Source organism: Longimicrobium sp., assembly GCA_036389795.1.
GTDB lineage: Bacteria > Gemmatimonadota > Gemmatimonadetes > Longimicrobiales > Longimicrobiaceae > Longimicrobium.
Window position 1 is genome coordinate 21912 of sequence record DASVWD010000165.1, and the last position, 13611, is coordinate 35522.

Sequence of the window (13611 nt, forward strand, 5' to 3'; positions counted from 1 at the left end):
GACGAGGAGCAGGACGTGAAAGCGCCGCCGCGGGTCCCGCGGCGGCGCTGCGACGCGCAGGAGTTTACGTCGCGGGGGCCGTCGGCGGAAGAATCTCGTCGATCAGCCGCCCGAGCCCACCCGCGCCAGCGCCCGCTCCGCCGCCGTGACGCCGCGGTGCTGCGCCTCCTCGAAGAGCGAGAGGCCGCTCAGGTCGGAGTGGGCGTAGAAGACGGGGCCGGCGGCGCCCCGCAGGAGCCGGCGGGCGGGGGAGGAGAGGAAGCCGGGCGCCGGCCGCACCATCGCGTGGCCCATCCGCATCACGTCCACGCGGCGCACGCAGCGGCGCAGGTCCGGGTGCGCGCGCTCCAGGTCGGCGAGGATCAGCTCCACCCACTCCGTCCAGCTGCGCCGGAGCAGCGCCTGGCGCGCCGCGGCCGGCGCCTCGTGGGCCAGGGCGCGGTAGTACGTCCACACCCAGCGGTCCTGGAAGGTGCGCAGCGACTGGTGGTTGGCCACCACGTAGCCGAGCCCCGGCGAGTCGGCGATCACGTTGTCCCACGCGGGCTCCGCGCCCCGCTCGCGCGGCCGGCGGTCGAGCGTGAGGTTCGCCGTCACCCAGGGCGAGTAGACGAAGTCCGGCCGCGGCGCGCCCTCGACCACGTACGGGGCCAGGAAGGAGGGCGCCGCCCACACCACCGCGTCGCACAGGTACTCCGCGTCGCCCGCCAGCACCCGCGCCCCCGTCCCCCGCGGCTCCACCCGGTGCACGGGGGCGCCCGTCGCGACGAAGCGCCCCAGCCGCTCCAGCAGCCGCCGCACGATCCAGCCGTTCCCCTCGGGCCAGGCGAGCGGCCCGCGCTCGTCGTCCTCCGGCGGGCGCGCGGCGAAGTAGTGGATCCCGGCCCAGGCGCTGGTGTCCGCCGCCAGCGCCCCGTAGTCGTCGCGGCAGGCGTAGTCCACGTACCAGCGCAGGGCGGGCGAGCGGAACCCCTCCGCCTCCAGCCAGCGCGCCATCGACACGCCGTCCAGCGGCGACGGCTTCGCCCCCAGTGCCATCGGCAGCGTGAACTCGCCCATGGCGCGCAGCTCGGCCATGCGCAGGTCGAAGCGGCGCAGCTCGTCGCGCTCCGCCGGCGTGTCGGCGAGCGGCTCGCGCAGCCCTTCGCGCCACTCGCCCCAGCGGAAGAGGCGCTCCTTCGGCGCGAACACCAGCGCCGTCTCGTCCCACGCGCCGTCGCGGAAGACGCCCAGGTCCGCGAACAGCTCCCGCACCAGCACCGTCTCGCGCCCGGGGAGGGGGACGTAGTGCGCCGCCCAGGGGTAGGCGCTCACCTCGTTCTCGCCCCAGCGCGCGTTGCCGCCCGCCTGGTCCTCCATCTCCAAGACCACGAAGTCCTCGAAGCCGCGCCCGGCCAGCCGCCACGCCGCCGAGAGCCCCGCGATCCCGCCCCCGACGATGACGACGGGCACGCGCACCGTCCGCCGCGGCGCGGGCAGGCGCGCCCGGTCGCGCAGGCCGTGCCCTCGCGCCCCGCCGTCGTCCGCGAAGCCGCCCTCGATGCGGCGGTCCGTCTTCGGCGCGCACCCCACCAGCGCGGCGGCCGCCAGGGACGCCGCCGTCGCCACGAACTCGCGGCGGGAGACGCTCACCGGGTGGTCCGCGTCCACTTCGCGGGGGATTCGGAGAGGTGGGCGGGCGCGACGATTTCGTTCATCGCGAGTCTTCGCCGCGGGCCACCGACACCGCGCGCGTGATCACGAAGCCGTGCTCCGGGCTCACGACCTCGTCGACGCGGTGGACCGGGAGCCCCCAGCCGCGCAGCTCGTCGGCCAGCGGCTCGGCGCGGGCGCCCTCGGGCCGCGAGCTCCCGTACGAGCAGACGATGAGCAGCCCTCCCGGCGCCACGAAGCGCTCCAGGAGCCGCTCGGCGTAGCGCCGGCGCAGGGTGCCCGGGACGTACACCAGTTCCGTCCGCACGAAGTCGAACCGCATCGGCGGCTCCCAGAAGAGCGCGTTGCCGGTGAAGATCCGCTCCCGCCACTGCGGCAGCCGCCGCCGGGCCAGCTCCGCCAGCTTCGCGGAGATGTCGAGGCCGTAGGGCTCGACCACGTGGCCGTCCTCCCGCGCCCAGGCGGCGACGCTCTCCATCAGCAGCCCGCTGGCGCAGCCGACGTCGAGGAACGTCCCGTCCTTCTCGATCGGCGCCACCACCGGGCGGCGGAAGCGCTCCCAGTCGCGCTCGTCGCGCCCGAAGCCGGACTGCTGCCGCGGATTGGCGCCGGCCAGGTACGCCGCCTCGAGGCACGCCAGCTCCTCCGCGAAGAACCTCTCCTCGTCCGCCGTCAGCGTCGTGCGCCCCTCCGGATTCACCCGGCGTTCCCCGGTGGCTCGCCGCCCAGGTCCGACCGCAGGACCGCGTACATCGCCAGGTCTTCGAACGCACCGCGCACCAGCATGTACTGCCGCTGGACCCCCTCGAACTTCATCCCGAGCTTCTGCATCACCCGCCCGGAGGCCGGGTTGCGGGTCAGGTGCCGGGCCTGGATGCGGTTCAGCCCGAGCTGGCGGAAGCCGAAATCCACCAGCGCGGCCGCCGCTTCCGTGACGTAGCCCTGGTTCCAGAACGGCACTCCCACCCAGTAGCCCAGCTCGGCGCGGCGGTGGGCGGGGGTGAGGCGCAGACTCACGGTCCCGACCAGTCCGTCGTGGGCCGACGTGATCGCGAGGGCGAGGAGGCTCCCCTCCTCCCACGCCGGCCCGTGCGACGCGATCCACGCCTCGGCCATCCCGTCCTCGTACGGGTGCGGGATGTTCTGGGTCATCATCGCGACCTCCGGCGCGCCGGCGAGCCTCTGGACCACCGCGGCGTCGCCCGCTTGGAAGGGCCGCAGCACCAGCCGTTCAGTCTTCAGGACCGGGATGGACATAAGTGAAGGTTGCGTCGGTTGCGAGCCCCAGGCGGTCACTGGGCGATCCGCTTCCACTCCTCGCCGTAGTAGCGCACCAGCGCCTGGTCGTCGAGCCGGTTGGGCTCCGCCGGCACCGGGCGCATGTCCGCGGGGAACTCGAAGAGCTGGGGGAGCACGGCGGGCGTCAGGTAGCGCAGGCCGCCCGGCAGCCGGTCCGGCACGCGGAAGTCCCCGCCGCGCGCGCCCAGCACGAAGCCCCACTCGCCGAACGAGGGCACGTACAGGTGGTAGGGCCAGGTGCGGTACCCCGCAGCCTTCAGCGTCTCCACGATGCTCCAGTACGCCGTGGGCGCGAAGAGCGGCGACGTGCTCTGCACCACGACCAGGCCGTCCGGGCTCAGGTGGCGCGCCAGGAGGCGGTAGAAGGCCGTCGTGTACAGCTTCCCCACCGCGTAGTTCGACGGGTCGGGGAAGTCGGCCACCACGAAGTCGAAGCGCTCGCCGTTCTGGGCCAGCCACACGAAGGCGTCCGCGTTCACCACCCGCACCCGGGGCGACGTGAGCGCGCCGCCGTTGATCGCCGTGAGCGTGCGGTTGGTCGAGAACAGCCGCGTCATCGCGGGGTCCAGGTCGACCAGCGTCACCTGCTCCACCCGGGGGTAGCGCAGGATCTCGCGCACGGCCAGCCCGTCGCCGCCGCCGAGGACGAGGACGCGGCGGGCGCCGGGGAGCGCCGCCAGGCCGGGGTGCACCAGCGCCTCGTGGTAGCGGTACTCGTCGCGCGAGCTGAACTGGAGGTGGCCGTTCAGGAAGAGGCGCAGGTCGTCCTTCCAGGCGGTGAGCACGATCCGCTGGTAGCGCGAGTTCTCCGCGAACACCACCGGGTCCGCGTAGATGTCGGCCTCGGCCGCGCGCGTGATCCGCTCCGCCCCCGCCATCCCCGCCGCCAGGACGGCGAGGATCGCGACGCAGCCGGCCACGGTGAGGCGCGCGGCGCCCAGCGAGCGGCGGAACAGGTAGGTGGACCAGAGGGCGACCAGGGCGTTGACGATCCCGAACGCCAGCGCCGAGCGCACCAGCCCCAGGCGCGGCACCAGGACGATGGGGAAGAGGAGCGAGGCCCCCAGCGCGCCCAGGTAGTCGAAGGTGAGGACGTTGGCCACCACGTCCTTGAACTCGTAGCGGTCGCGCAGGATGCGCATCAGCAGCGGGATCTCCAGCCCCACCAGCGCGCCGATGATCATGACGAGCGTGTAGAGCAGGAGCCGGAACGCGTCCGTGTAGGCGAAGGCCAGGAAGAGCAGGGTGGACGAGAAGCCGCCCACCAGCGCCACCATGAGCTCCACGGCCACGAAGCGGGCCACCAGCCCGCGCGTGACGTAGCGCGAGAGCCAGCTCCCCACGCCCATGGCGAACAGGTAGGTGCCGATCACGGTGGAGAACTGCGTGACGCTGTCGCCCAGCAGGTAGCTGGAGAGCGCCCCGGCCACCAGCTCGTAGACCAGCCCGCTCGCCGCGATCAGCAGCACCGTCAGGAACAGCGCGACCTGCATCTCACCTCGGATCGGGTCTCCGTACTCTCGCACTAACGCACTAACGCACTAACGCACTAACGCACTAACGCACTAACGCACTGCAGTTCGGGCGTGTCCCTCCGCTGCGCTCCGGGCCGGGCTGCGCGCGCGGTAGGGCACGGTACCACTGTGCCCAACCGCGCCGGGCCACCGCCGCGACGATACCCCGAGTCGCGGCGGCGTCCCGGCCCTCCGGGCGCGCATCCCTCACGCAACCGCAGGGGACAAGGAACAGCCAGCACACCCGATCCCCGACTATCGCACCGGAGGCGTAAAGTCTACCCTCTCCCGAAGTTGGGAGAGGGTTGCCGCTCCAAGGCGGCGGGTGAGGGCTGCCTGCCGCCGCGCGGATGCGAGCCCTCAGAAGATCGCCGCCGCGATGATGATGGAGAGCCCGATCGCCAGCGCGCCGATCAAGGTGGCCAGCGCCGTGTTGTGCTCCTCGATGATCTCCTTCCACATGGTCCCGGGCGTCATCCGGTCGATGGCGAACAGGGCCAGGATGAAGATCACGATGCCCAGCAGCGCGTAGACGGCCGCCGCCAGCAGGTTGGGGAGAAGGTCGTCCATGCCGTCCGCGCTCACTTTCCGCCCGTGTAGCGTCCCGTTCCCACGTAGGGAGAGCGGTACGCGCCGGGGTTGTCGCGCACCGAACGGGGCCCCGCCCGCTCCTCGCGGGTGGGGAGCATGCTCCAGCCGCGGTACTCGGCCCACCCCAGCAGCCCCAGCACCGCCAGCCCGAACGCCAGGTACAGCCTCACCCCTCGCCTCATCTCACGCCTCCCGCCAGGTCACTTCGAAACCCGTAGGGGCGAGGCCCGCCTCGCCCGTTGATCCTCGCCCGAAGGAGCGAATTCTGCCCCACTCGTCACGAAGCCAGCCTCCCCGCGCCGAACCCGCGTCCGCGTCTCGTAGGGGCGAGCATGCGAGTCCGTGCAGAGTCGGTATCGGCGCGAGAGGCCGCCTGCTGCGCAAGAGCCGGCATCCGCCGGTCGAGGCATGCCTCGCCCCTACGAAATACTGCCCGGGCTCCCTACTCGTCGTCGTCGCCCCCCGCGTAGTCGCTCTCCGCCCAGCGCCTGGTCTCGAAGCTCCCCATGGCCGTGAGCGCGAACACCGGCGGCGTCAGCAGCAGCAGGAAGGCGAAGACGTAGAACGACGTCGCCGGCACGTCGCGGCGCACCTCCACCGTGTAGCGCACCGGCGCCGGGCCGTCGGGCGAGACGTGCAGCAGGTAGCGCCCCGCCGGCACGCTGGGCACCCGCGCCGACTCGTCCCGGTCGCCCTCGCTCCAGCTCTCGCTCCCCTCCACGCCGTGGTAGAAACTCACCTCGCGCCCGAAGAGCACCACCTTCCCCGAGGCCTCGTCCACCAGCGCGAAGTCGAAGTACGCCCATTGGTTGTCCAGGTCGGTGCGCACCTTCACGTCCAGGTTCGAGGTGCGCCCCCCCACCTGGAACGGCCCCAGCACCACGCCGCGCTCCTCCTCCGGCGTGAACGGGTCGTAGGCGAAGCTCGCACTCGCCACGGGCGCGTCGCTCGTGCTCGCCTTGCGGTAGAACAGGAACACCAGGAAGAGCGCCAGCAGCACCGCGAACGCCGCCCACATCTGCCGCACCGCCGGCCGGTGCGGCGACGGCTGGTTGGCGAAGACGCCCTTCGGCAGGGGCGGCTTCCCCGGGAGGGCGAACGCCTCCCAGACCTGCGTGCCGGGGACGTACTCGCCCAGGCTCCAGGTGTCCTCGCCCTCCGTCTGCTCCAGCGACAGTATCCGCGGCGGCGCCACGTAGTCGTTCGTGAGCGCCTTGTCGCCCACGCGCACCTCCCACGGGAACTCGCCCAAGACGAACGTCGTCTCTGCCTCCGCCGTCTGGAAGTGCTTGAAGGTGGTCCCGTGCAGGTGCGCCATCGGCCGCCGCACCCTGCCGCCGACCCGGGGCGTGGAGCGCAGCGTGACCACGTCGTTCCAGTGCCCCTGGTACTCGGTCAGGTAGCGGAAGCCGCGCTCGCGGTTGTACAGCAGGTACTCGTCCCAGGAGTACTCCACCCCTTCGACCCGGATCGTCCGCACCTGGAAGCCGAGCACGTCCCACTCCGCCCCGTGCAGCCGCCCGCGCGTGCCCAGCGGGATCCTGGGCTCCCGGATGATGTTCCACTTGAAGTTCTGCAGCACCTGGTGCGCGGGCGAGCGCGCGTCCAGCACCGACGCGCAGTGCCGGCACACCACGTTCACGCTGAGCCCCGCCGCCCGCACCTCCACCGTTCCCCCGCAGTTGGGACAGGAGAACGTCTCGGCTTCCGCGCGCGGCGCCGCGGCCTCGTCCTCGGTCGCCAGCCCGGTGAGCCGCAGGTCCGCGAACTCGACGTACCTTCCCGCGAAGAGCAGCGGCGGCGCCTCGCTGTAGTCGATGGTCGCGAAGCCGTCTCCCTCCGCCGTCTTCAGGTCGGCGAAGGGGACCTCGTCCTTGTCCCAGTACTCGAACGGCAGCTCGCCCTCCGTCCCCGCGTAGCGCGCGCGGGTGAGCGAGGCGACCTTCCACAGGGTCCCCGCCATCCAGAACGTCTGCCCCGGCTGGACGGTGTCGGCCGGCGGCAGCGCCCCGGCGTCGGCCGGGAAGCTCACCGCGTACTCGGCCAGCGCGTCGGAGAGCCAGCCGCTGGTGCCGTCGGCGAACACCAGGTGCCACTCGCTCCAGCGGCCGCGCTCGTACTCGTAGACGATGCGCCCCACCACCTGGAACGGCCGCCCCTCGAGCTCCCCCCGCGTGCCGATGCGAACCGGAGAGGCGGTGATCGGCACCTGCGACTTGCGGCCGACCGCCTCCAGGTCCAGGTCGCGGCGGACCAGCACCGAGCGGCAGTAGCCGCAGGTGGTCTGCACGGCGCCGGACCAGAGGAACTCGACCGGGGCGCCGCAGCTGGGGCAGGAGGCGGCGGGGCGCGTCATGCGGGCACCGGCGCGGCGTAGGGGCGCTCCAGCGCGCGGACCCGCACCTCGTCCGCCCCGAAGAGCTCGCGCAGGCGGGCCGCATAGTCCCACTCGGGGCGCGGCCGGCAGCAGAACAGGTTCAGGCAGAGCGAGCCGTGCTCGGGGAAGGTGTGCACGGCCAGGTGGCTCTCGGCCAGCAGGCAGAGCCCGGTGACGCCGCCGTGGCCCGGGAAGCGGTGCCAGAGCGGCTCGCCCACGGGGTGCAGCCCCAGGTCGGCCACCATGCGCGCGAACAGCCCCTTGAGCACGCCCACGTCGGCCAGCGCGGCGGGGTCGCACCCGTGCGCCTCCACCAGCCACTCGCGCCCGTTCATCGGGCGCTCGCGGCGAGCGGCGGCGTCGCTCGGGAGACGGGGGTCCGTGGCAAGCTCGGGAGAAGACGGAGCGTCATCGGCGGTGGCGGGATGGCGGCAGTATAGCGGCTCCAGGTCCGCCCGTACAAGGCTCGGCGCCGAAGTCTCGGCGCGGGCGGAAGATACGAGAATCGGGGAATCGCGGTTTCGTCAGGCCGAATCTCTATAAAGACAACTGCTCTGTCTCACGCGGAGGAAGCAGAGGTAGCAGAGGAAAACCACGGTATGTGGTGAGCTCTCTGCTTCCTCTGCTACCTCTGCGTGAGGCTAGGCTGTTCGAATCGAACTGCGGGAAGGGATTTCGGCTCAGCGCGGGGGCGCGCCTTCGCCCTGCGGCTGGCGCATCAGTTCGGCCACGCGGCGCCACCCTTCGCGGGCGTCGCGCACCGAGGGGGCCCAGCCCGCGGCCTCCTTGAAGCGGCGGTTGGAGACGCGCTGGCTGCGCGCCATGAACATCGCGTCGTCGCCCGCGGCCAGCTTGAGCAGCCACACCGGCGGGCGCACCACGAACGGCCGCCCCGCCGCCTCGGCCACGGCCTTCGCCAGCTCGCGGCGGGTGAGCGGCTCGTCGTCCACCACGTCGTAGACGCCCGAGGGCGCCCCCTCCAGCGCGGCGGCGACGGCGGCCGCGGCGTCGTCCACCCAGATGCTGGGGAAGTAGGCGTCGCCCGCGCCGATCAGGAGCAGGGCGCCGCGGCGGGCCAGCGCCAGCGTGTCGAGCGTCGACTCGGCTTCCGGGCCGTAGAAGTAGCCCATGCGCAGCACGACCCCGCGCCCGCCCCCGGCCGCGAAGCGCTCCACCTCCGCCTCCGCCGCCAGCGACGAGGCCAGCAGCGGCGCGGCCTCGGCCGAGGCGCCCGCGGAGTCGATCCAGTCGCTCCCGCCGTCCGCCAGCACGAAGCAGACGCCGGGGTAGAGGAAGGCGGAGGCGCCCGCCGCCAGCGCCGCGTCCACCAGGTTGCGCGTCCCCTCGGTGCGGATGCGGTCGTTCTCGGCCCACGCCTCGGGGCGGCGCGCCTGGCTCCGCGGCGGGATGCGCGTGGCCAGGTGGAGCACCGCCTCGCTCCCCGCCACCGCGCCGCGAACCGCCGCGGGGTCGAAGAGGTCGGCGCGCACCGGCACGGCGCCCAGCCGGCGCAGCAGCTCGTCGTTGGAGCCGGAGCGGGAGAGAGCGCGCACGCGGTGCCCCCCGCCCGCCAGCAGCCGCACCACGGGGCGCCCGAGCACCCCCGTGGCGCCGGTCACGAAGATCTCCATCGGTTACCTCGAGCGAGGCAGAGGCGGATCGGAGCGTCGCGCCGAGCCTGACGCACGCTCCACTCCCCAACGTAACCAGGCCGTCCCCCGTTCTGGCAAGTGATCCGGACGGTCGGGTTGGCGAAGTGCGAAGTGCGAGGTACGAAGTGCGGACGTCCGCGGGTCCCCGTCTTGCCGCCCCGGCCAGGCGACCCGGGAGCGGAGGAGCGCGTGAGTGAGGTCGAGAGCGGGGTGGGGGAGGACCGGTTCGAGGAGGTGACGCTCGACACCCTCCGCGGCGGGGTGGCGTGCCGGTACTACCGCGCGGAGCGGCCCCGGGGCGCGGCCGTCTTCGTCGGCGGCGTGGGCGGGGGGTGGGACACGCCCGCGCGCGGCCTCTACCCCCGCCTCTGCGGCGAGCTGCCGGCCGAGGGGATCGCGTGCCTGCGCGTGCGCTTCCGCTTCCCGACCGTGCTGGAGGAGGCCGTGCACGACGTGGTCTCGGCGCTCGCGTTCCTGCGCGACGAGCGCGCGGGGCCGCTGGCGCTGGTGGGCCACTCGTTCGGCGGGGCGGTGATGGTGCGCGCCGCCGCCGCGGCCGAGGGCGTGCGCACCGTGGTCACCCTGGCCACGCAGGCGTACGGCGCCGAGCGGGTGGGCGAGCTGGGCCCGAACCGCTCGATCCTGCTGCTGCACGGCACCGCCGACACCATCCTTCCCGTGGCGGCGTCCGAGCACCTCTACCGGCTGGCCCGCGACCCGAAGGAGCTCGCCGTCTTCCCCGGCGCCGGCCACAGCCTGGACGCGGCCGCCGGCGAGGTGCACCGGCGGGTGCGGGGGTGGATCGTGCGGGAGCTGCCGGATGCGTGAGTGCGGGGTACGGGGTACGGGGTACGGGGTACGGAGTACGGGGTGCGAAGAGCGGCGGTGGGCGGGGGACGTGCAATTTCGCCCGGACTCGGTTATCTTATCCGATTCCGTACTTCGTACCTCGTACCCCGTACATTTCGAGCATCCGGCTTGCAGGCACGGGCCGGCGACTTTTCGGAGGAAAGACGAATGCCTGAACGCACGCCCAGAGTACGCCAGATCCGCCGCTTCGGCACGCCGCTGCCGGGGCTCACGCGCAAGGAGCCCGACTGGAAGACCTACCCGCCGGGGCAGCACGGCCCGGCCGGCGCCCGCGGCGGGGGCGGCGGGCGGCGCAAGCGCAGCGAGTACGGGCGCCAGCTCCTGGAGAAGCAGAAGCTCCGGCTCAACTACGGCGTCTCCGAGCGGCAGCTGCGCAACTACCTGGCGCGGGCGCTGCGCGAGTCCGGCGTCACCGGCGAGCAGCTCCTCTCCGTCCTGGAGCGGCGGCTCGACAACGTGGTCTTCCGCATGGGGCTCGCCGCCACCATCCCGGCCGCCCGCCAGCTGGTGGCGCACGGGCACGTGCGCGTCAACGGGCGCCGCGTGGACCGCCCCGGCTACCTGGTGGAGGTGGGCGACGTGGTGGGCGTGAGCGACAAGGCCCGCAACATCCCCGGCGTGATCGACCAGGTGCAGCGCGGCCCCGAGGTGCGGCTCCCCGGCTACCTCGCCATGGACCCCACCGACAAGTTCACCGCGCGCGTGGTCACGCTCCCCACCCGCGCCGACGTCCCGCTCATCGTCGACGAGGCCGCGGTGGTCGAGTTCTACGCCCGCTGACCCGCGCCCGGCCCGCCGGATGCTCGTCCACCGCCCGCCCCCTCGCCGGGGGCGGGCGGTGCGCTTTCCGGGCCGACAACTCCGGCGCGGCCTCGGGCGTCTCAACGAAGGCCGCACGGCGGGACGGGTGCGATCCGGCGCGGCGCGGGGGGCTACAGCCCTCCGCGCCGCCTTCGCCGTCCATCGGCTGGGGCCACTGGGCACTGGGCACTGGGCACTGACGCGAGGAGGCAGGATGAGGGGGAAGAACGTGGCGGGCGCGGCGCTCGCGCTGGGCGCCGGCCTGGCGATCGGCGGGGCGGCGCGCGGCGCCGGGGCGCCCCCGGCCCGGGCGCAGGCGGGGTTCGCGCAGGAGGAGCAGGTGGTGATCCGGGTGGCGCGGCAGGCCTCGCCCGCGGTGGTGGGGATCGCGCGGCCCGAGGCCTCCGGCTCGGGCGTCGTCATCCGCCGCGACGGGGTGATCGTCACCAACGCGCACGTGGTGGGCGACTTCCGCGAGGTCGAGGTGACGCTCGCCAACGGGCGCACCCTCACCGGCCGGGTGCTGGGGCGCGACCCCACGGTGGACATCGCCGTGGTGCGCGTGCCCGGGGGCGACCTCCCCGCCGCGCCGCTCGGCGACTCCGACCGGCTGGAGCCGGGGCAGGTGGCCATCGCCATCGGCAACCCGCTGGGGCTGGAGCGCACGGTCACCACGGGCGTGGTCTCGGCGGTGAACCGCAACCCGCGCGGCCTGGAGCTGGCGGGGCTCATCCAGACCGACGCGGCCATCAACCCCGGCAACTCCGGGGGGCCGCTGCTGGACTCGCGCGGCCAGGTGATCGGCATCAACACCGCCGTCCTGCGCGACCCCGAGACGTACGGCGTGGCGCCGGGGCTGGGCTTCGCCGTCCCCATCAACCTGGCCAACGACGTGGTCCGGCAGGTGCTGGCCACCGGCAGCGTGCGCCGCGCCTTCCTGGGAGTCAACTTCGCCGACGTGGAGCGCGAGATGGCGGCGCAGTTCGGGCTCCCGGTGCAGGAGGGGGTGATCGTCACCCGCGTGGGGCGCGGCACCCCGGCGGCCCAGGCCGGCGTCCGGGTGGGCGACATCATCACCCGCATCGGCGACACGCCGGTCGCGCGGGGCGGCGACCTGCGGCGGGCGCTGCGCGGCCTCTCCCCCGGCTCCAGCACCGTGCTGTCGATCCTGCGCCCCGACGGCGCCCGGCGCGTGACCGTGCGCCTGGGCGAGGTGCGGAGTTAGGGAACCGCGAGGGGATGGGGGACAGGGAACAGGGGACAGCCTGCAACTACAGGGGTGACGGATGTCGACGGCGAAGCGCGAGGTTCCTCGGAAGAAGACCTATCGTCTGCCTCAGTCCAAGATCGACGAGGCGATGCGGGTGCTCGGGACCCGGACGGAGACGGAGACGATCGAGCGGGCGCTGGACCTGGTCCTCTTCCGCAGCCGGCTGGTCGAGGGAGTGCGTGCGATCAAGGGTGCCGGCCTGGTGAACGTGCTGGACGACTAGAGGCTTGCCGCCGCGCGCACGTCCCCCGTGATCGCGGCGGTTTCTGCCCGCTGTCCCCTGTTCCCTGTCCCCTGTACCCTCATCCCCTGTAACCTCCGGCACCTTGCGGAGAAGCGCCCGGGGCGGTAGAACAATCGCCTGGGGAGAAGGCTTCGCCCCGCCGCCGTCCGCGGCACTCCGGCACCCGAATCGAAGACACTGATGGCTACCAGTTCCGGGCCCACCCGGCTGATCTGGCGCGACGGGCGCCTGGTCGACTGGAAGGACGCCACCATCCACGTGATGAGCCACGTCGCGCACTACGGCTCCAGCGTGTTCGAGGGGATCCGCTGCTACGAGACCTCCGCGGGCCCCGCCATCTTCCGCCTGCGCGACCACATCCGCCGCCTGGCCGACTCGGCGCGCATCTACCGCATCCCGATGCGCTGGTCGGTGGAGGAGCTGTGCGAGGCCGCGGTGGAGACGGTGGCCGCCAACGAGGTGCCGCACTGCTACCTGCGCCCGGTGGTGATGCGCACCGGCGAGCAGATGGGGATCCTGGCGAACGACGAGCACGTGGAGACCTTCGTCATCGCCTACATCTGGGGGACGTACCTGGGCGAGGGGGCGCTGGAGAACGGGGTCGACGCGGTGGTCTCCACCTGGCGTCGCGCGGCGCCCGACACCTACCCCACGCTGGCCAAGGCCGGCGGCGGCTACCTGAACTCGCAGCTCGCCAAGATCGAGGCCAGGCAGCGCCGCGCCGACGAGGCGATCATGCTCGACTCCTTCGGCCACGTGTCGGAGGGGACCGGGCAGAACCTGTTCGTGGTGCGCGACGACATGCTGTGGACCTCGCCGATCTCAGCCGGGATCCTGGCGGGGGTGACGCGCAACTCGGTGACCCGCATCGCCCGCGACCTGGGGTACACGGTGCGCGAGGAGAGCCTGCCGCGCGAGCTGCTCTACATCGCCGACGAGGTGTTCTTCACCGGCACGGCGGCCGAGATCACCCCCGTGCGCACGGTGGACGGCGTCCCCGTGGGCGAGGGGCGTCCGGGCCCCGTCACGCGGGAGATCCAGGACCGCTTCCTGGGCATCGCCCGCGGCCAGATCCCCGACCCCTACGGCTGGCTCACCCCGGTCCCCGCGCGCGAGCCCGCCGGCGCCGGCGTGGGCTCCTGACCCAGGCGCGCCGACGGCGATCGACAGGGCGGGCCCCCGCGGGGCCCGCCCTTCGCCGTGTGTGCCCAGCATGGACAGTGGTCAGGAGGTGAAAGTCCTCCCGGAACTTGGTCGTAGGGACCGAAGCGAGCCGCAAGGCGCCGACCGCGAGGGGAGCGCTGAAAGAAGCGGGGTAGCGAACCCGTCGAGCCGACGAA

The 13611-nt window shown here is 73.2% G+C and carries 14 protein-coding genes; 5 read left to right on the forward strand and 9 right to left on the reverse strand.

The window, feature by feature from the left end; all coding sequences use genetic code 11:
• Positions 1 to 102: 102 nt before the first annotated feature.
• The 9 genes from VF746_22100 to VF746_22140 form a co-directional block, all read right to left on the reverse strand.
• Entirely contained in the window at positions 103 to 1632 is a 1530-nt protein-coding gene (locus tag VF746_22100) for an FAD-dependent oxidoreductase (protein HEX8695121.1), read from the reverse strand.
• Between the two features lie 61 nt (positions 1633 to 1693).
• The gene (locus tag VF746_22105; GenBank protein ID HEX8695122.1) at positions 1694 to 2353 is read right to left on the reverse strand and encodes a class I SAM-dependent methyltransferase; all 660 of its coding nucleotides are present in this window, start codon (positions 2351 to 2353) and stop codon (positions 1694 to 1696) included.
• Positions 2350 to 2910, reverse strand: a complete 561-nt coding sequence (locus VF746_22110; protein ID HEX8695123.1) for a GNAT family N-acetyltransferase — start codon at positions 2908 to 2910, stop codon at positions 2350 to 2352. Before VF746_22110 ends, VF746_22105 begins: the two co-directional genes overlap by 4 nt.
• Positions 2911 to 2945: 35 nt before the next feature.
• Positions 2946 to 4445, reverse strand: a complete 1500-nt coding sequence (locus VF746_22115) for a polyamine aminopropyltransferase (protein HEX8695124.1) — start codon at positions 4443 to 4445, stop codon at positions 2946 to 2948.
• 381 nt (positions 4446 to 4826) lie between these two features.
• Entirely contained in the window at positions 4827 to 5036 is a 210-nt protein-coding gene (locus tag VF746_22120; protein HEX8695125.1) for a DUF350 domain-containing protein, read from the reverse strand.
• A gap of 11 nt (positions 5037 to 5047) precedes the next feature.
• Positions 5048 to 5239, reverse strand: coding sequence for a hypothetical protein (locus VF746_22125; protein HEX8695126.1), 192 nt, complete (start codon positions 5237 to 5239; stop codon positions 5048 to 5050).
• Positions 5240 to 5499: 260 nt separating this feature from the next.
• On the reverse strand, positions 5500 to 7413 hold the full coding sequence (locus tag VF746_22130; GenBank protein ID HEX8695127.1) for a DUF4178 domain-containing protein: 1914 nt from the start codon (positions 7411 to 7413) through the stop codon (positions 5500 to 5502).
• Positions 7410 to 7769 carry an S-adenosylmethionine decarboxylase gene (locus tag VF746_22135; GenBank protein ID HEX8695128.1) on the reverse strand — a complete coding sequence of 120 codons (360 nt, stop codon included), beginning with the start codon at positions 7767 to 7769 and terminating at the stop codon, positions 7410 to 7412. Before VF746_22135 ends, VF746_22130 begins: the two co-directional genes overlap by 4 nt.
• Positions 7770 to 8114: 345 nt before the next feature.
• Positions 8115 to 9065, reverse strand: coding sequence for an NAD(P)-dependent oxidoreductase (locus tag VF746_22140; protein HEX8695129.1), 951 nt, complete (start codon positions 9063 to 9065; stop codon positions 8115 to 8117).
• 210 nt (positions 9066 to 9275) lie between these two features.
• On the opposite strand from VF746_22140, the gene VF746_22145 reads away from it, so the two are divergent.
• From VF746_22145 to VF746_22165, 5 genes are all read left to right on the forward strand, one after another.
• Positions 9276 to 9914 (forward strand): dienelactone hydrolase family protein, encoded by a 639-nt coding sequence (locus tag VF746_22145; GenBank protein HEX8695130.1) that lies wholly within the window; start codon positions 9276 to 9278, stop codon positions 9912 to 9914.
• A 189-nt stretch (positions 9915 to 10103) separates the two neighbouring features.
• Positions 10104 to 10736, forward strand: coding sequence for a 30S ribosomal protein S4 (rpsD, locus tag VF746_22150; protein HEX8695131.1), 633 nt, complete (start codon positions 10104 to 10106; stop codon positions 10734 to 10736).
• Positions 10737 to 10971: 235 nt separating this feature from the next.
• Positions 10972 to 11982 (forward strand): trypsin-like peptidase domain-containing protein, encoded by a 1011-nt coding sequence (locus VF746_22155; GenBank protein ID HEX8695132.1) that lies wholly within the window; start codon positions 10972 to 10974, stop codon positions 11980 to 11982.
• A 61-nt stretch (positions 11983 to 12043) separates the two neighbouring features.
• Positions 12044 to 12250, forward strand: coding sequence for a hypothetical protein (locus VF746_22160; GenBank protein HEX8695133.1), 207 nt, complete (start codon positions 12044 to 12046; stop codon positions 12248 to 12250).
• Positions 12251 to 12451: 201 nt separating this feature from the next.
• Entirely contained in the window at positions 12452 to 13414 is a 963-nt protein-coding gene (locus VF746_22165; GenBank protein ID HEX8695134.1) for a branched-chain amino acid transaminase, read from the forward strand.
• Positions 13415 to 13611 lie beyond the last annotated feature (197 nt).

Excerpts from the sequence above, each read along its gene's own strand:
- VF746_22110 (HEX8695123.1), bottom strand. The coding sequence starts at position 2,910 with ATGTCCATCCCGGTCCTGAAGACTGAACGGCTGGTGCTGCGGCCCTTC.
- VF746_22115 (HEX8695124.1), bottom strand. The coding sequence starts at position 4,445 with ATGCAGGTCGCGCTGTTCCTGACGGTGCTGCTGATCGCGGCGAGCGGG.
- VF746_22120 (HEX8695125.1), bottom strand. The coding sequence starts at position 5,036 with ATGGACGACCTTCTCCCCAACCTGCTGGCGGCGGCCGTCTACGCGCTG.
- VF746_22125 (HEX8695126.1), bottom strand. The coding sequence starts at position 5,239 with ATGAGGCGAGGGGTGAGGCTGTACCTGGCGTTCGGGCTGGCGGTGCTG.
- VF746_22130 (HEX8695127.1), bottom strand. The coding sequence starts at position 7,413 with ATGACGCGCCCCGCCGCCTCCTGCCCCAGCTGCGGCGCCCCGGTCGAG.
- VF746_22135 (HEX8695128.1), bottom strand. The coding sequence starts at position 7,769 with ATGAACGGGCGCGAGTGGCTGGTGGAGGCGCACGGGTGCGACCCCGCC.
- VF746_22140 (HEX8695129.1), bottom strand. The coding sequence starts at position 9,065 with ATGGAGATCTTCGTGACCGGCGCCACGGGGGTGCTCGGGCGCCCCGTG.
- rpsD (HEX8695131.1), top strand. The coding sequence starts at position 10,104 with ATGCCTGAACGCACGCCCAGAGTACGCCAGATCCGCCGCTTCGGCACG.
- VF746_22155 (HEX8695132.1), top strand. The coding sequence starts at position 10,972 with ATGAGGGGGAAGAACGTGGCGGGCGCGGCGCTCGCGCTGGGCGCCGGC.
- VF746_22160 (HEX8695133.1), top strand. The coding sequence starts at position 12,044 with ATGTCGACGGCGAAGCGCGAGGTTCCTCGGAAGAAGACCTATCGTCTG.
- VF746_22165 (HEX8695134.1), top strand. The coding sequence starts at position 12,452 with ATGGCTACCAGTTCCGGGCCCACCCGGCTGATCTGGCGCGACGGGCGC.